Source organism: Burkholderia aenigmatica (assembly GCF_902499175.1).
GTDB classification, from domain to species: Bacteria; Pseudomonadota; Gammaproteobacteria; order Burkholderiales; family Burkholderiaceae; genus Burkholderia; species Burkholderia aenigmatica.
In genome coordinates this window covers 21722-38169 of sequence record NZ_CABVQC010000047.1, presented here as the reverse complement: position 1 = coordinate 38169, position 16448 = coordinate 21722, and the positions used below count along the sequence as shown (strand labels likewise).

Sequence of the window (16448 nt, the reverse complement as noted above, 5' to 3'; positions counted from 1 at the left end):
CTGGTGAGACTCTACGGGAGTGGCCGGTGAGACTCTGCAGGAGGCGTCGGTGAGCCTTTCCGGGGCGTATCGGTGAGGGGCTGCGGGAAGTGTCGGTGAGGACATCCGGGAGGCTTGGGTGAGGGTTTCCAGGAGCCTTGGTGAGGTTTTTCGGGAGGCACAGGTGAGTGCCTGCGGGATACCAAGGTGAGACTTTTCGGGAGCGCCCGGATGCACGGCTCCCACAGGCGCAGTGCCGGCCAAGGCCGGCGTCACGCAGGGGGCGGGCACGCATGAACCGTGCCCGCGGCTACCTTCAGGCAGCGAGTTTCGTCGCCGCGTCGTTCACCTGATCGCGCGAAATCGCGAGTTCCTCGAGGTGCGGATCGGCATAGACGGCGCCGGTTTCGCGCTCGAGGCGGGCGATCGTCAGTGCACAGCGCGCGGTGTCCTTGGGCATTGCGATGAAGCGCTTGACCGATTCGCCGGACGTGAACGCTTCGAACAGCGCGCCGCGCACGTCGTCCGGAAGCGTCTTGGTCCACTGGTACGGCTTGCCATTGAACGTGATCGACGGCGGCAGCGTGCGTTCCTTCTTGGTCGCGGTGATGAGCCCGTAGGTGCGGGCCGCGTCGCCGATCTGCTCGGGCGAGAAGAGTTCGTCGGGCGTGATGTCGAACTGCTCGATGTAGTTCTCGATCGCCTGCATTGCGGTGGCACGATCGTCGCGCTTCTTCTGTGCGCGCGCGACGATATCGCGCAGCTCGTCCGCCTCTTCGGGCGTGATCGTGAAGCTTGCCTGCTTCTGCTGAAGTTCGGAGAAACGCTGGAATTCTTGATCGTTCAGAAGTTTGGCCATGACATCCATCGGACACGACGGCCGCGACAACCGGCCGCCGTAGTTTTTGAGAGGGCCGCTATTTTAGCGTAGCGCCGTGGACGCACGATATGGCACCGTGCGTCGCGCTCCGCAGAGATGTTGTGGGCGACCGGGGCCGGCGCAATGGCGCCGTACCCGGTGCGCTCCGCCGAGCCTGCGCGTCAGCAGGTCTCGTCGCGGCACATCGACAGAAGGGCGGCCGTGTCGCGCAACCCTTCGACGACCGTGTCGACGGACGGCGCCATGTGCGCATCGATCCGGCGCATGTACGGGCACGTCAGCACCGCGATCGCATGGCCGGACGGCCCGAGGATCGGCGCGGTCAGGTCGGTCACGCCGTAGGCCTGGCGGCTGTCCTGGCGCAGGTAGCCGGTCTGCCGGATGGACTGGCACGCATACGCGAGTTCCTGCTCGTTCAGCGGCGCTTCGCCTTTGACCTTGCGGTGCTCGGCGAGCATGTGCGCGCGATGCTCGGCGCCCTGGAACGACAGCATCACGCGCCCCGATGCCGTATCGGCGAGCCCGACGCGCGAGCCGAGCCGGACCGACACGCCCCACGAGCCGGGGCCGTCGACCTGCGCGATCACGAGCAGGTTGCCGCGATCGTAGACGGACAGGTGGCACGATTGTTCGGAGGCGTCGGCGAAGCGCTGCATCGGCGGCAAGGCTTCGGCGATCAGCCGGCTCATCGGCGGATGCCGATGCGCGAGCGAGAACAGCTTGAGGCTGAGCGTGTAGCGGTCGCCGCCGGTCGAGCGCATCACGTAGCGGCGTGCGACGAGGCGCTCGAGCATCCGGTAGATCTCGCTCGCGTTGCGGCCGAGTTCCTTCGTGATTTCGGTGCGGGTAAGGCCTTCTTTCTGCTCCGACAGGAGTTCGAGAATATCGAGACCCTTATCGAGCGCGGGTGCGCGATAGCGGTCGATTGCGCCCATCGATTCCCGAGCGTCGCAGCCGGGAATCAGGTCGTTGGTTGTTTGCATTGTCGGTGTGGAGTTGGGGGTGACTTTCGATCGATTGGCGACGCACGCTGACCGATTCTGCAACACGCTTGTGTCGAGCCCGCGTGTGGCGACGAACGCCATCCGTTTGAGCTTAACAACAAACATTTAGTGTGCAATGCAGCGTCTTTTTACCGATCGTTACCGGACAAGAACGGATCGATTCCCTTTCAGGATGACAGGGAAGCCCCGAATACCCGGTATTCATGACAGGTGGCACGGGTTCAAGGCGTTTGAAAGGCAATCGAGGGGCCGCTCGGGCCCCGATGCTGCGCCGCAGCGTCGGCGGGCGCACCAATAGTCGGTATCCGTCGCGGGTCATTTCACGGCGCGCGGCCGATGGTACAAAGGCTGGCGGGCCAGCGACGGTGCGGCCGCGCGTGAAGCCGGCCGGTACGGGCCGGACCATGTCGCGGGTGCCGGGCCGTCGTCGCCGATGCGCAGACCGGCGGCTGCCCGTTCGATGTGCGCCGTACTTACGTGCGGCGCCACGATCGCTGCGCCCGCGCGACCCTCGCGCGTCGAACGGCATGCCGGATGCGGCGCCGACGCGCGCAATCGACGATCGACAATCAGTCCGGCGCGTGGCCGTGAAGGGCCGCGTCAGCCGGTATCCTGTCCCATTCGACAACAGAGGTTGAGCACGATGAAACTGCTTCGCTATGGCCCGTCCGGCCAGGAAAAGCCCGGTATTCTCGACGCGGACGGCCGGATTCGCGACCTGTCCGCACATGTGCCGGACCTGTCCGGCGATGTGCTGTCCGACGCGGGTCTCGCGCGGCTGCGCGCGATCGATCCGGCCACGCTGCCGCTGGTGTCAGGCGAGCCGCGCATCGGCGCGTGCGTCGGGCATGTCGGCAAGTTCATCGGCATCGGCCTGAACTATGCCGATCACGCGGCCGAAGCCGGCATGCCGGTGCCTAAGGAGCCGGTCGTGTTCGGCAAGTGGACGAGCTCGATCTGCGGCCCTAACGACGGAATCGACATCCCGAAAGGGTCGGTCAAGACCGACTGGGAAGTCGAGCTGGGCGTCGTGATCGGCGCGGCCTGCAAGGACGTCGACGAAGCGCGCGCGCTCGATTACGTCGCGGGCTACTGCGTCGTCAACGACGTGTCCGAGCGTGAATGGCAGATCGAGCGCGGCGGCCAGTGGGACAAGGGCAAGGGTTTCGACACGTTCGGCCCGATCGGCCCGTGGCTCGTCACGCGCGACGAGGTGCCCGATCCGCAGCGTCTCGACCTGTGGCTCGAAATCGACGGCCACCGCTATCAGAGCGGCAACACGCGCACGATGGTGTTCACCGTCGCGCAGCTGATCGCCTATCTGTCGCGCTGCATGACGCTGCAGCCGGGCGACGTGATCACGACCGGCACGCCGCCGGGCGTCGGCATGGGCATCAAGCCGTCGCCGGTATTCCTCAAGGCCGGCCAGATGGTGCGGCTCGGTGTCGAAGGACTCGGCGAGCAACTGCAGCACACGCGCGACGCGCGGTAACCGCGCATCCGGCGATCCCGTTGAACGACCGCCGGATACCGATGATTCAAAGGCAAGGGCCCGCTTCCGCATTGCGCGGAATCGGGCCCTTGGCGTTGGTACGCGGGCCGGATCAGACGACGTTGTCGAGTTCGCAGTGCGCTTCCAGCCGATACCCGTCGGGATCGACGACGAATGCCGCGTAGTAGCCAGGGCCATAGTGTTCGCGCTTGCCCGGCCCGCCGTTGTCGTGGCCGCCGTGCTCGAGCGCGGCACGGTAGAACGCGTCGACTTCGACCGGCGACGCGGCCTTGAACGACAGGTGCAGCCCCGAATCGGGATCGGCGGCGATGGGGCGAGCCGCGTGCTGCAACCACAGCTCCGGCTCGGTCGTGCCGTACCCGATGGAGCCGTCGTCGCTGTATAGCCGTTTGTAGCCGAGCGCGCCGAGCGTGCTGTCGTAGAACGTCCGGCTGCGGCCGATGTGTGCAACGCCGAACGAAAGGTGATCGATCATCTGTTGGCTCCTTGGACTGAGAGGGGACTTCGGTGCGGCAACGTTGTTTTAACCACCATGCTGGTTATGTTAGAAAGTGCCTGCGGGCTTGTCAACCGGCATGCTGGTTAGATACGATCCGGGCATGAGCGATACGCAACCTTCCGTCACGATGGACTGCCTGATTCCGGCGCCGCCCGAAACCCTGAGCATCGATTTCGCGAACACGCTGTATTGGCGTGGCAGCGACCCGCCGACGGAAACCTTCGGCACGATGGACGACCTGCTGGCGTGGTGTCACGAGCAGGCCGGCGTGCCGGCCGGCCTGGCGGAAGTGTGCCGCGCGCGCGGCGAAGAGGAGGGTGGGCCGGCGATGCTGGCGCGCGCGCTCGCATTGCGCGAGGCGCTGTACCGTCTTTTTCATGCGCAGGCCGAGCAGCGCGAGCCGCAGGCCGACGATCTTGCCCTGCTGGGCGGTTTTCTGGCGGAAGCGGCGCCGCGCGTCGCGCTGGCGCGCATCGATGGCGGCTATGCGTGGCGGGTCGGGGAGGGGCGTGCGACGCTGGCCGGGCTGCTGAGCCCGGTACTGTGGTCGGCGATCGACCTGCTCGGCGGTGCGCGGCTCGCGAAGGTCAAGCGTTGCGCGAACGACGCCTGCCAGTGGTTGTTCATCGACGACAGCAAGAACGGCAGCCGCCGCTGGTGTTCGATGTCGTCGTGTGGCAATCGCGCGAAGGCGTACCGCCACTATCACAAGGCCGGCTGACGGTCGGCTCGTTCACAGCGCAGCGCCCGACCTACTTCACCGACAACTTCCGCCACAGCGTCGTCTTGCTGATGCCGAGCATCGCGCACGCGCGGTCGCGGTCGCCGCCGCATGCATCGAGTACCGCGCGGATCTCGTCGGCTTCCGCGCGACGGCGGCGCGCTTGCAGTGTCTGCGCATCGTCGGCGTCGGCCGTGTCGGGGGGCACTGCGAACAGCTCGGGCGCGATCGCCTGTAGCGCGCCGGGATCGAGCGCGCCGCACGCGGCGGCCGGGTCGCTTTCGTCGACTTCCTCGGCCAGCTCCACCGCGATCCGCTCGATCACGTTCTGCAGCTCGCGCACGTTGCCGGGCCACCGGTAGCGCGCAAGCGCAGCCTGTGTCGTGCCGAGCACGCGCGCGGCATCGGCGGCGTCGCGCAGGCGTTCGGCGAGGCGCGGTTCGCGTCGTGCGGCCTGCACGAGCAGCGTGGCGGCGAGCGCCGGGATGTCGGCTGCGCGCTCGCGCAGCGGCGGCAGGCCGACGTTCAGGATGTTGAGCCGGTAGTAGAGATCCGCGCGGAACGTGCCGGCCTCGACGGCCGCGAGCAGTGGACGGTGCGTCGCGGCGATCACGCGCACGTCGATGCGGATCGGCTCGGTCGAGCCGAGGCGGATCACCTCGCGCTCCTGCAGCACCCGCAGCAGCCGGCTCTGCAGCGACGGCGGCATCTCGCCGATCTCGTCGAGAAACAGCGTGCCGCGGTGCGCGGCTTCGAACAGGCCGGTCTTGCCGCCGCGCCGCGCGCCCGTGAACGCGCCTTCCTCATAGCCGAACAACTCGCTCTCGAGCAGCGCTTCCGGGAACGCGCCGCAGTTGACCGCGACGAACGGGTAGCTGCGCCGCGCGGACAGCGCGTGCAGGCTCTGAGCGATCATCTCCTTGCCGGTGCCGCTCTCGCCGAGCACGAGCACGGTCGCGTCGGATTTCGCGTAGCGGCGCACGAGATCGCGCACGCGCGCCATCGGCGCCGACGCGCCAACCACGTCGTCGAGCGCGTAGCGCGCCGCGAACTGCTGCGTGGTGGGCTGCGAACGCAACGCGCGGTCGAGCCGTTCGACCGCGCGCGATTCCTGGAACGTCAGCACGCTGCCCGACGTGACGCCGCGATCGACGAGCGGCCCGCGATGCACGACATAGCGCACGCCGCGCACGGTGGCGAGCGCGTCGCCGTCCTCGCCGCGCAGCGTGCGCAGCTCGGGCCGCAGGTCGACGAGCGCGCGGCCGACGGCCGCCGCGGGTTCGACCCCGAGCGCCGACGCGAGCCGTTCGTTGATCGCTTCCACGCGGCCGCGCGCGTCGAGTGCGACCACGCCGTCGCGCAGGTGCTGGAGCAGGTTGTCGAGCCGCTGGCGGCGGAATGCCTCGGCATGCGTCGCATATGCGACTTCGAGCGCCGTATCGACGGCCTTGCGCACCGATGCGTGCGAATACAGGAACACCGCGCCCATGCCGGCGCCGGCCGCGAGATCGGTGACGAGGCCGGGGCCGACGATCGTCTCGATGCCGCGGTCGCGCAGCTCGTGCACGCAGGCTTCCGCTTCCTGCGCGGACTGATATGACGCAAACTGCACGTCGAGGCCGTACGCGGCGACGAAGCGGCGCACTTCGGGCGGCGTTTCCCCGGCGCTGACGAGCGCGATCCGCGACGCGTCGCGCCGGGCGCGCGCGAGCGCCTGCATCACGTCGAAGCCGGTCGGCGACACGACCACCACCGGCACCTGCGCACGCGTCTTCAGGAAGCCGCCGTTCGAGCCGGCCGCGACGATCACGTCGGGCCGCGCGGTGCCGGCCTCGGCGATCGCGCTGAGCGCATCCTCATAGGCGCGCGTGACGATGCGCACGTCGGCGCGTTCGTCGAATTCGCCGGCGATCTCGCGAAAGAGGTCGCGCAGGCGGCTGATGCCCATCGCCCAGATGCGCGGGCGCGCCGCGCGATCGGCCGGGCCGACGGGTTTGGTCGAGGAGAGGTCCATGACGGTCGATTATGCGCGTGCGATTTCATTTTTGAAACTTGAAATTGCTGAATTGAAATCACCGGACAGTGCGGCGCCCGGGCCGGTTGCTTAAGAATCAGTGGGTTAGCGACGTTGTGCGAGCTGGCCCGGTCCTTGCTGTTAATGGTCGTTCCTTCAGGAGGCCGTTCATGAGCAATACGCATCTTCAGAGCGCCGGCGCGAAATTCCGCGCGGCAGTCGCGGCGGAGCAGCCGCTGCAGGTAGTGGGCGCGATCACCGCGTACGCAGCCAAGATGGCACAGGCCGTCGGCTTCAAGGCCGTGTATCTCTCGGGTGGCGGCGTCGCCGCGAACTCGCTCGGGATCCCCGACCTCGGCATCAGCACGATGGAAGACGTGCTGATCGACGCGAACCGGATCACCAACGCAACCGACCTGCCGCTGCTGGTCGACATCGATACCGGCTGGGGCGGCGCGTTCAACATCGCGCGCACGGTGCGCTCGTTCATCAAGGCCGGCGTCGCGGCCGTGCACCTGGAAGACCAGGTCGGCCAGAAGCGCTGCGGCCACCGTCCGGGCAAGGAAGTCGTGCCGGTCGAAGAAATGGTCGATCGCGTCAAGGCCGCGGTCGATGCGCGTACCGACGACCAGTTCGTGATCATGGCGCGTACCGACGCCGCGGCCGCCGAAGGGATCGACTCGGCGATCGAGCGCGCAGTGGCTTACGTCGAAGCCGGCGCGGACATGATCTTCCCGGAAGCGATGAAGTCGCTCGATGACTACCGCCGCTTCAAGTCAGCCGTGAAGGTGCCGATCCTCGCGAACCTGACCGAATTCGGCTCGACGCCGCTGTTCACGCTCGACGAGCTGCGCGAGGCGAACGTCGACATCGCGCTGTACTGCTGCGGCGCCTATCGCGCGATGAACAAGGCCGCGCTGAACTTCTACGAGACGCTGCGCCGCGACGGCACGCAGAAGGCCGCCGTGCCGACGATGCAGACGCGCGCCGAGCTGTATGACTTCCTCGGTTACCACGAATACGAGCGCAAGCTCGACGAGCTGTTCGCGCAGGGCAAGAAGTAACGTGCCCGCGCGCCGGGATTCGATTCCGGAGCGTTTTGCATGGGGCCGGGACCAGGCGCTGAAGCGCCAAGTCCGGCCGACCGCGAAGCATGGGGCCGCACTAAGCGCTGAAGCGCCAAGTCCGGCCGACAGCTGATACCCCCGATACACATTGGAGAGCAGAAACATGAGCGAGACGAAAGACGCAGCAGCACCGGCCGCCGCAGGCGCATTCAAGCCGAAGAAGTCGGTGGCGCTGTCGGGCGTGACGGCCGGCAACACGGCGCTGTGCACGGTCGGCAAGACCGGCAACGACCTGCACTATCGCGGCTACGACATTCTCGACGTCGCCGAATCGTGCGAATTCGAGGAAATCGCGCACCTGCTCGTTCACGGCACGCTGCCGAACCTGACCGAACTGGCCGCCTACAAGACGAAGCTGCGCGCACTGCGCGGCCTGCCGAACGCGCTGAAGGCGGTGCTCGAGCAGATCCCGGCGTCCGCGCACCCGATGGACGTGATGCGCACGGGCGTGTCGGTGCTCGGCACCGTGCTGCCGGAGAAGGACGACCACAACCTGCCGGGCGCGCGCGACATCGCCGACCGCCTGATGGCATCGCTCGGCTCGATGCTGCTGTACTGGTATCACTTCTCGCACAACGGCAAGCGCATCGAGACGGAAACCGACGACGACTCGATCGGCGGCCACTTCCTGCACCTGCTGCACGGCAAGACGCCGTCGAAGTCGTGGGTCGAAGCGATGCACACGTCGCTGATCCTGTACGCAGAGCACGAATTCAACGCGTCGACGTTCACCGGCCGCGTGATCGCGGGCACGGGCTCGGACATCTACTCGGCGATCACCGGCGCGATCGGCGCGCTGCGCGGGCCGAAGCATGGCGGCGCGAACGAAGTCGCATATGAGATCCAGAGCCGCTACAGCTCGCCGGACGACGCCGAAGCCGACATCCGCCGCCGCGTCGAGAACAAGGAAGTCGTGATCGGCTTCGGCCACCCGGTCTACACGATCTCCGATCCGCGCAACAAGGTGATCAAGGGCGTCGCGCACAAGCTGTCTAAGGAAGCGGGCGACCTGAAGCTGTACAACATCGCCGAGCGCCTCGAATCGGTGATGTGGGAAGCGAAGAAGATGTTCCCGAACCTCGACTGGTTCAGCGCGGTGTCGTATCACATGATGGGCGTGCCGACCGCGATGTTCACGCCGCTGTTCGTGATCTCGCGCACGTCGGGCTGGAGCGCGCACATCATCGAGCAACGCATCGACAACAAGATCATCCGCCCGAGCGCGAACTACACGGGCCCGGAAGACCTGCAGTTCGTGCCGATCGAGAAGCGCTGATCGCCCACCGTGCACACCGGCCTCCCGCGTGACGGGGCCGGCGTGCGCCGGACGCCATACCCGAGTTCCCCACACCATGAATACCGCCAACCGCAAACCCCTGCCCGGCACGTCGCTGGACTATTTCGACGCGCGCGCCGCGGTCGAAGCGATCGCGCCCGGCGCCTACGACACGCTGCCGTACACATCGCGCGTGCTCGCCGAAAACCTCGTGCGCCGCTGCGATCCGGCGATCCTTGCCGATTCGCTGAAGCAGATCATCGAGCGCAAGCGCGAACGTGATTTCCCGTGGTTCCCGGCGCGTGTCGTGTGTCACGACATCCTCGGGCAGACCGCGCTCGTCGATCTCGCCGGCCTGCGCGATGCGATCGCCGACGGCGGCGGCGACCCGGCGAAGGTCAACCCGGTCGTGCCCGTGCAGCTGATCGTCGACCACTCGCTCGCCGTCGAATGCGGCGGCTTCGATCCGGACGCGTTCGCGAAGAACCGCGCGATCGAGGATCGCCGCAACGAGGATCGCTTCCACTTCATCGAGTGGACGAAGAAGGCGTTCGAGAACGTCGACGTGATCCCGCCGGGCAACGGCATCATGCACCAGATCAACCTCGAGAAGATGTCGCCGGTGATCCAGGCGCAAGACGGCGTCGCGTATCCGGACACCTGCGTCGGCACCGACAGCCACACGCCGCACGTCGACGCGCTCGGCGTGATCGCGATCGGCGTCGGCGGCCTCGAAGCGGAGAACGTGATGCTCGGCCGCGCATCGTGGATGCGCCTGCCCGACATCGTCGGCGTCGAGCTGACCGGCAAGCGTCAGCCCGGCATCACCGCGACCGACGTCGTGCTCGCACTGACCGAGTTCCTGCGCAAGGAAAAGGTGGTCGGCGCGTATCTGGAATTCCGTGGCCCGGGCGCGGCGAGCCTCACGCTCGGCGATCGCGCGACGATCTCGAACATGGCGCCCGAATACGGCGCAACGGCCGCGATGTTCTTCATCGACGGCCAGACGACCGACTACCTGCGCCTCACCGGCCGCAGCGACGAGCAGGTGAAGCTCGTCGAGACCTACGCGAAGGTGGCGGGCCTGTGGGCCGATACGCTCGCCAACGCGCAGTACGAGCGCACGCTGACGTTCGACCTGTCGAGCGTCGTGCGCAACATGGCCGGCCCGTCGAACCCGCACAAGCGGCTGCCGACGTCCGACCTCGCCGCGCGCGGGATTGCCGGCCAGTGGGAAGAGAAAGCGGGCGAGATGCCCGACGGCGCGGTAATCATCGCCGCGATCACGAGCTGTACGAACACCAGCAACCCGCGCAACGTGATTGCCGCGGCCTTGCTCGCGCGTAACGCGAATGCGCGCGGCCTCACGCGCAAGCCGTGGGTGAAGAGCTCGCTCGCGCCCGGCTCGAAGGCGGTCGAGCTGTATCTGGAAGAAGCGAACCTGCTGCCCGAACTCGAGAAGCTCGGCTTCGGCATCGTCGCGTTCGCGTGCACGACCTGCAACGGGATGTCGGGCGCGCTCGACCCGAAGATCCAGCAGGAGATCGTCGATCGCGACCTGTACGCGACGGCCGTGCTGTCCGGCAACCGCAACTTCGACGGCCGCATCCACCCGTATGCGAAGCAGGCGTTCCTCGCGTCGCCGCCGCTGGTCGTCGCGTATGCGATCGCCGGCACGATCCGCTTCGACATCGAGAAGGACGTGCTGGGCCACGACCAGAACGGCCAGCCCGTCACGCTGAAGGACATCTGGCCGACCGACGAGGAGATCGATGCGATCGTCGCATCGAGCGTGAAGCCCGAGCAGTTCCGCAAGGTCTACGAGCCGATGTTCGCGCGTAGCGCCGATGCGGGCGAGCGCGCGGCGCCGCTGTACGACTGGCGCGCGCAGAGCACGTACATCCGCCGTCCGCCGTACTGGGAAGGCGCGCTGGCCGGCGAGCGCACGCTGCAGGGCATGCGTCCGCTCGCGGTGCTCGGCGACAACATCACGACCGACCACCTGTCGCCGTCGAACGCGATTCTGCTGGACAGCGCGGCCGGCGAATACCTGGCGAAGATGGGCCTGCCGGAAGAAGACTTCAACTCGTACGCGACGCACCGGGGAGACCACCTGACCGCGCAGCGCGCGACCTTCGCGAACCCGACGCTGATCAACGAGATGGCGATCGTCGACGGCGCGGTGAAGAAGGGCTCGCTCGCGCGCGTCGAGCCGGAAGGCAAGGTCATGCGGATGTGGGAAGCGATCGAGACGTACATGAATCGCAAGCAGCCGCTGATCGTCGTGGCCGGCGCCGACTACGGCCAGGGCTCGTCGCGCGACTGGGCCGCGAAGGGCGTGCGGCTCGCGGGTGTCGAGGCGATCGCCGCCGAAGGCTTCGAGCGGATCCACCGCACGAACCTGATCGGGATGGGCGTGCTGCCGCTCGAGTTCAAGCCGGGTACCAACCGGACGACGCTCGGCATCGACGGCACCGAGACCTTCGACGTGATCGGCGAGCGTACGCCGCGTGCCGACCTGACGCTCGTCATTCACCGCATGAACGGCGAGCGCGTCGAGGTGCCGATGACGTGCCGGCTCGATACGGCCGAGGAAGTGTCGATCTACGAGGCGGGCGGCGTGCTGCAGCGCTTCGCGCAGGACTTCCTCGAATCGTCGCAGGCGGCTTGATCGAGTCACACAGGGATAACGCACACATGGCTCACACTCCTCAAATCAGGATTCCCGCGACCTATATCCGCGGTGGCACCAGCAAGGGCGTGTTCTTCCGGCTGCAGGACCTGCCGGACGCCGCGCAGGCGCCGGGCGCCGCGCGCGACGCGCTGCTGCTGCGCGTGATCGGCAGCCCCGATCCGTACGGCAAGCAGATCGACGGGATGGGCGGCGCGACGTCGTCCACCAGCAAGACGGTGATCGTGTCGAAGAGCGCGCGGCCCGGCCACGACGTCGACTACCTGTTCGGTCAGGTGTCGATCGACAAGGCGTTCGTCGACTGGACCGGCAACTGCGGCAACCTGTCGGCGGCGGTCGGCCCGTTCGCGATCAGCGGCGGGCTCGTCGATCCGGCGCGCGTGCCGCGCGACGGCGTCGCGACCGTGCGGATCTGGCAGGCGAACATCGGCAAGACGATCGTCGCGCATGTGCCGGTGACGAACGGCGCGGTGCAGGAAACGGGCGACTTCGAGCTGGACGGCGTCACGTTCCCGGCCGCCGAAGTGCAGCTCGAATTCATGGATCCGGCCGCCGAGGAAGAAGGCGCGGGCGGGTCGATGTTCCCGACCGGCAACCTCGTCGACGATCTCGCGGTGCCGGGCGTCGGTACGCTGAAGGCGACGATGATCAACGCGGGGATCCCGACGATCTTCGTCGAAGCGGAAGCGATCGGCTACACGGGTACCGAGCTGCAGGACGCGATCAACGGCGATGCGAAGGCGCTCGAGAAGTTCGAGACGATTCGTGCGCACGGCGCGCTGCGCATGGGGCTGATCGACACGCTCGATGAAATCGCGACGCGGCAGCACACGCCGAAGATCGCGTTCGTCGCGAAGCCGGCCGATTACGTCGCGTCGAGCGGCAAGCGCGTGAATGCGGGCGACGTCGACCTGCTGGTACGCGCGATGTCGATGGGCAAGCTGCACCACGCGATGATGGGCACGGCGGCGGTCGCGATCGGCACGGCCGCGGCGATCCCCGGCACGCTCGTCAACCTGGCGGCGGGCGGCGGCGCACGCAACGCGGTGCGCTTCGGGCATCCGTCGGGCACGCTGCGCGTCGGCGCGGAAGCGCAGCTCGAAAACGGCGAGTGGACCGTCACCAAGGCGATCATGAGCCGCAGCGCACGCGTGCTGATGGAAGGCTGGGTGCGCGTGCCGGGCGACGCGTTCTGAGCGTTGCCGGTTGAGCGGTACGGATGCGGGCGGCTTCGGCCGCCCGCGTCGTTTTTGTCATCCGTGCAGGAACCGGCGCAGTGCATCGTGGCTGAGGCGACGCGCCGTTTCGGACACGCGCGCGCCGGGCACGATGTCGAAACCGTGCACGCCGCCGGGGAGCACGTGCAGTTCGGTCGGCACGCCCGCGCGAAGCAGGCGCTGCGCGTAGTCGAGATTTTCGTCGAGGAACAGGTCGAGCGAGCCGACCGACAGGAACGCGGGCGGCAGGCCGTCGAGCCGCGTGGCGCGTGCGGCGGCGGCGTACGGCGACACGCCGTCGAGGCCCGGCGCATGACCGAGCAACGCGCTCCAGCCGAACCGGTTGTTGGCCGCATGCCAGACGAACTCGCCGGCGTGCGGATGCGGCGTGCGCGTGCAGGTGCGATCGTCGAGCATCGGATAGATCAGGTGCTGGAACGCGAGCGGGTATTCGCCGCGGTCGCGTGTCAGCAGCGCCAGCGCGGCGGCGAGCCCGCCACCTGCGCTTTCGCCTGCCACGCCGATCCGCGCTGCGTCGATGCCGAGTGCATCGGCGTGGCGGAAGACCCACGCGAGCACCGCGTAGCAGTCCTCGATCGCGCCGGGAAACACGGTTTCCGGCGCGAGGCGGTAGTCGATCGAGATCAGCGCGCAGCCGAGCTGCGTCACGAGCGACCGGTGCACTGCCTCGAGATCCTTTGCCGCGCCGCGCACGTAACCGCCGCCGTGCATGTGGACGATCGCCGGGAGCGGGCGTGCGCCGGCCTCGGGCAGATAGACGAGGACCGGGACGTCCGGCGCACCGGCGGGGCCGGGCACTGTGCGGCGTTCGAGCGTACTGCCGGCGAGGTCGGGCGGCGGCAGCGGCAGCACGCGTTCGCGCGACTGCGCGAGGTTGTCGGTGCTGAGCGTGACGGTCGGCCAGGCAGCGAGCAGCGGGCGGATTTCAGGATCGACGAGATGCAGGGTATCCAACGCATGGCTCCATCGTGACAGTGGGCCGCGCGATCACAGCACGCTGCGCGCGACGACCCAACGGTGTACCTCGGTCGGGCCCTCGAAGATGCGCATCAACCGCGCTTCGCTGGCCATCTGCTGTAACGGCATTTCCTTCGTCATGCCCATCGCGCCGAGCGTCTGCATCGCATGATCGATGACGCTCGATGCCATTTCGGTCGCGAATACCTTGACCATCGAGATCTGCGTGCGCGCGTCCTGCCCGGCATCCACGCGCGCGGCCGCTTCGTAGGTCATGAGGCGGCACGCGTGGATCTGCGTGAGCGCGTCGGCGACCCACCACTGGACAGCCTGGCGTTCCGCGAGCGGCACACCGAAGGTCGTGCGCTGCTTCGCATGGTCGCACAGCATCGCGACCGCGCGCTCGGCGCGGCCGATGCACCAGGCGGCCATCTCCAGCCGCCGGTTCGCGAGCCGTGCCTGCATCGGCGCGAAACCGGCGCCTTCCCGGCCCAGCAGTTGCGCGGCGGGAATGCGGCAGTGCTCCAGCACGATTTCATACGTGGACAGCCCGCCGATCATCGGGATCCGGCGTTCGATGATGAAGCCCGGCGTATCGCGGTCGACGATGAACGCCGACATGCCGCCGCGCTTGCCCTTGCTTCGATCGGTGAGCGCCATCACGATCGTCCAGTCGGCTTCGGTCGCATGGCTGATCCAGATCTTGCGGCCGTTCAGCACCCAGCTGTCGCCGTCACGCACGGCCGTTGTGGACAACGTGCCCGGATCCGAGCCGGCGCCCGGCTCGGAGATCGCCATCGCGGCACGCGTGACGCCGCGTGCGTACGGATCGAGATAGCGCGCGCGCTGCGCGTCGTCGGCCACTTCGCACAGCATCCGCAGGTTCGGCGAGTCCGGCGGCAGGATGTACGGGGTCACGGTCGTGCCGATCGCTTCGTTCACGCCGACCATCGCGACCGCCGGCAGGTCGGCGCCGCCTGCATCGAGCGGCGCGTCGAGCCCCCACAGGCCGAGCTGCCGCGAGCGCTCGTCGAGGTGCGCGCGCTCGTCGTCGAGCAGCCCGAAGCGCTGGCCGTCGGCCTCGCGCGCCATCACGGCCGCTTCGAGTGGAATCAGTTCGTCTTTCACGAAGCGTGCGACGAGGTCCCGGATCATCCGGTGGTCGAGTTCGAGTTCGAAATTCATGAGAGTCGATGAGAGTGAGGGAGGAAAGGCCGACGCGGTCAGCCCGCGTCCGGACGAGACGATGCGCGGGCGCGCAGCGTGAACAGCAACGCGATGGCGCCGGCTGCGAGCAGCGCGGCGTTGAAATAGAGTCCGCCGCGCATCGATCCGGTGGCCGTGTTGAGCACGCCCATCAGGAACGGGCTCGCGAACCCGCCGATCGCGCCGGACATCGTGATCGCCGCGATCGCGACCGCCATCGAGCGCTTCGGCAGCGCGAGCCCCGGCAGCACCCAGAACGCCGGTAACGTTGCGGCGTGCGTCGCGACCGCGACGCAGAGGGCGATCATCATGTGTGTCGTGCCGGTGACGCGCGCCAACCCGGCGAGCGCCGCCGCGCACGCGATCATCGCGAAGGCGCCGTGCCCGCGCCATTCGCGCCGGTGTTCGGTGCGCCAGCCCATCCCGAGCATGCCGACGATGCCGCACAGGTAGGGCAGCGCGGACAGCAGCCCGATCTGCATCGCGCCATGCAGGCCGCCGCGATGAAGAATCACGGGCATCCAGAACACCAGCGCATAGCCGGCGGCCGCGATCGCGAAATTGGTCGTGCACAGCAGCCAGAAATCGCGGTGCGCGAGCAGCGGGCGGGCCATGTTCGCCTCCGGCGTGCCGGCTTCGGCCTGCGTGTGCGCGGCGTGCAGCGCGGCCTTGTCGGCGTCCGACAGCCAGCGTGCGTCGTCCGGCCGGTCGTCGAGAAACCGCAGCGCGACGAAGCCGAGCACGCTGCTCGGCAGTCCTTCCACGAGGAACAGCCATTGCCATCCGCTCAGGCCCGCGGCGCCGTCGAAGTACGACAGGATCGCGCCCGACGCGGGGCCGGCGATCATCCCCGCGAGGTACAGCGCGGTCATGAAGAGCGCGAACGCCTTCGCGCGCTGCTTCGGCGGATACCATGCGCCGAGATAGAACAGGATGCCGGGGAAGAAGCCGGCCTCGAACACACCCAGCAGGAAGCGGCACGCGTAGAACTGCGCGGGCGTCGTGACGAACATCGTCGCGGCCGAGCCGAGCCCCCACAGCACCATGATCCGGGCGATCGTCCTGCGCGCGCCGATCCGCGCAAGCAGCGCGTTGCTCGGAATCTCGAACGCCATGTAGCCGATGAAGAAGATGCCCGCGCCGAGCCCGTAGACGGCGTCGGAGAAGTGCAGCTCGGCCGCCATCTGCGCGTGCGCGAAGCCGATGTTGATCCGGTCGATGAACGACAGCGTGTAGCAGAGGATCAGGAACGGCAGCAGCCGGCGCGAGATCCGGCGGTAGAGCGCCGGCGTCGCGCCATCGTCAACCGTGGCCGGGTGGGTCGAAAGGGTCGGGGTCATGA

At 67.9% G+C, this 16448-nt stretch carries 13 protein-coding genes; 6 read left to right on the top strand and 7 right to left on the bottom strand.

Annotated features, from left to right (window positions below; genetic code table 11):
- Positions 1-295: 295 nt before the first annotated feature.
- Positions 296-847, bottom strand: a complete 552-nt coding sequence (locus BDO18943_RS28315) for a hypothetical protein (protein WP_043181178.1) — start codon at positions 845-847, stop codon at positions 296-298.
- Between the two features lie 173 nt (positions 848-1020).
- Complete coding sequence (locus BDO18943_RS28310; RefSeq protein ID WP_043181176.1) at positions 1021-1842, bottom strand: IclR family transcriptional regulator; 822 nt, start codon at positions 1840-1842, stop codon at positions 1021-1023.
- Positions 1843-2506: 664 nt separating this feature from the next.
- Here BDO18943_RS28310 and BDO18943_RS28305 point away from each other — a divergent pair.
- Positions 2507-3355 carry an ureidoglycolate lyase gene (locus BDO18943_RS28305; protein ID WP_175024880.1) on the top strand — a complete coding sequence of 283 codons (849 nt, stop codon included), beginning with the start codon at positions 2507-2509 and terminating at the stop codon, positions 3353-3355.
- A gap of 112 nt (positions 3356-3467) precedes the next feature.
- Here BDO18943_RS28305 and BDO18943_RS28300 read toward each other — a convergent pair whose 3' ends face one another.
- On the bottom strand, positions 3468-3851 hold the full coding sequence (locus BDO18943_RS28300; RefSeq protein WP_175024879.1) for a VOC family protein: 384 nt from the start codon (positions 3849-3851) through the stop codon (positions 3468-3470).
- A gap of 124 nt (positions 3852-3975) precedes the next feature.
- On the opposite strand from BDO18943_RS28300, the gene BDO18943_RS28295 reads away from it, so the two are divergent.
- Positions 3976-4596, top strand: a complete 621-nt coding sequence (locus BDO18943_RS28295; RefSeq protein ID WP_407649888.1) for a CGNR zinc finger domain-containing protein — start codon at positions 3976-3978, stop codon at positions 4594-4596.
- A gap of 31 nt (positions 4597-4627) precedes the next feature.
- Here BDO18943_RS28295 and prpR read toward each other — a convergent pair whose 3' ends face one another.
- Positions 4628-6610, bottom strand: coding sequence for a propionate catabolism operon regulatory protein PrpR (prpR, locus tag BDO18943_RS28290; protein WP_175024878.1), 1983 nt, complete (start codon positions 6608-6610; stop codon positions 4628-4630).
- Positions 6611-6780: 170 nt separating this feature from the next.
- Here prpR and prpB point away from each other — a divergent pair, with 170 nt between their 5' ends.
- From prpB to prpF, 4 genes are all read left to right on the top strand, one after another.
- Entirely contained in the window at positions 6781-7674 is an 894-nt protein-coding gene (gene prpB / locus BDO18943_RS28285) for a methylisocitrate lyase (RefSeq protein WP_175024877.1), read from the top strand.
- A gap of 166 nt (positions 7675-7840) precedes the next feature.
- Positions 7841-9013, top strand: coding sequence for a bifunctional 2-methylcitrate synthase/citrate synthase (gene prpC / locus BDO18943_RS28280; RefSeq protein WP_175024876.1), 1173 nt, complete (start codon positions 7841-7843; stop codon positions 9011-9013).
- Between the two features lie 76 nt (positions 9014-9089).
- Positions 9090-11684: a Fe/S-dependent 2-methylisocitrate dehydratase AcnD gene (gene acnD / locus BDO18943_RS28275; RefSeq protein WP_175024875.1), complete on the top strand. Its 2595-nt coding sequence runs from the start codon at positions 9090-9092 to the stop codon at positions 11682-11684.
- Between the two features lie 26 nt (positions 11685-11710).
- The gene (prpF, locus tag BDO18943_RS28270) at positions 11711-12901 is read left to right on the top strand and encodes a 2-methylaconitate cis-trans isomerase PrpF (RefSeq protein WP_089451639.1); all 1191 of its coding nucleotides are present in this window, start codon (positions 11711-11713) and stop codon (positions 12899-12901) included.
- A gap of 57 nt (positions 12902-12958) precedes the next feature.
- On the opposite strand, the gene BDO18943_RS28265 is transcribed toward prpF, so the two are convergent.
- From BDO18943_RS28265 to BDO18943_RS28255, 3 genes are read right to left on the bottom strand one after another with little or no spacing between them, the layout of a single operon-like run.
- Positions 12959-13897 carry an alpha/beta hydrolase gene (locus BDO18943_RS28265; protein WP_175024874.1) on the bottom strand — a complete coding sequence of 313 codons (939 nt, stop codon included), beginning with the start codon at positions 13895-13897 and terminating at the stop codon, positions 12959-12961.
- A 33-nt stretch (positions 13898-13930) separates the two neighbouring features.
- The gene (locus BDO18943_RS28260) at positions 13931-15085 is read right to left on the bottom strand and encodes an acyl-CoA dehydrogenase family protein (RefSeq protein ID WP_175024873.1); all 1155 of its coding nucleotides are present in this window, start codon (positions 15083-15085) and stop codon (positions 13931-13933) included.
- A gap of 38 nt (positions 15086-15123) precedes the next feature.
- Complete coding sequence (locus BDO18943_RS28255) at positions 15124-16446, bottom strand: MFS transporter (RefSeq protein ID WP_175024872.1); 1323 nt, start codon at positions 16444-16446, stop codon at positions 15124-15126.
- Between the last annotated feature and the right edge of the window lie 2 nt (positions 16447-16448).

Excerpts from the sequence above, each read along its gene's own strand:
- BDO18943_RS28315 (WP_043181178.1), bottom strand. The coding sequence starts at position 847 with ATGGATGTCATGGCCAAACTTCTGAACGATCAAGAATTCCAGCGTTTC.
- BDO18943_RS28310 (WP_043181176.1), bottom strand. The coding sequence starts at position 1,842 with ATGCAAACAACCAACGACCTGATTCCCGGCTGCGACGCTCGGGAATCG.
- BDO18943_RS28305 (WP_175024880.1), top strand. The coding sequence starts at position 2,507 with ATGAAACTGCTTCGCTATGGCCCGTCCGGCCAGGAAAAGCCCGGTATT.
- BDO18943_RS28300 (WP_175024879.1), bottom strand. The coding sequence starts at position 3,851 with ATGATCGATCACCTTTCGTTCGGCGTTGCACACATCGGCCGCAGCCGG.
- BDO18943_RS28295 (WP_407649888.1), top strand. The coding sequence starts at position 3,976 with ATGAGCGATACGCAACCTTCCGTCACGATGGACTGCCTGATTCCGGCG.
- prpR (WP_175024878.1), bottom strand. The coding sequence starts at position 6,610 with ATGGACCTCTCCTCGACCAAACCCGTCGGCCCGGCCGATCGCGCGGCG.
- prpB (WP_175024877.1), top strand. The coding sequence starts at position 6,781 with ATGAGCAATACGCATCTTCAGAGCGCCGGCGCGAAATTCCGCGCGGCA.
- prpC (WP_175024876.1), top strand. The coding sequence starts at position 7,841 with ATGAGCGAGACGAAAGACGCAGCAGCACCGGCCGCCGCAGGCGCATTC.
- acnD (WP_175024875.1), top strand. The coding sequence starts at position 9,090 with ATGAATACCGCCAACCGCAAACCCCTGCCCGGCACGTCGCTGGACTAT.
- prpF (WP_089451639.1), top strand. The coding sequence starts at position 11,711 with ATGGCTCACACTCCTCAAATCAGGATTCCCGCGACCTATATCCGCGGT.
- BDO18943_RS28260 (WP_175024873.1), bottom strand. The coding sequence starts at position 15,085 with ATGAATTTCGAACTCGAACTCGACCACCGGATGATCCGGGACCTCGTC.
- BDO18943_RS28255 (WP_175024872.1), bottom strand. The coding sequence starts at position 16,446 with ATGACCCCGACCCTTTCGACCCACCCGGCCACGGTTGACGATGGCGCG.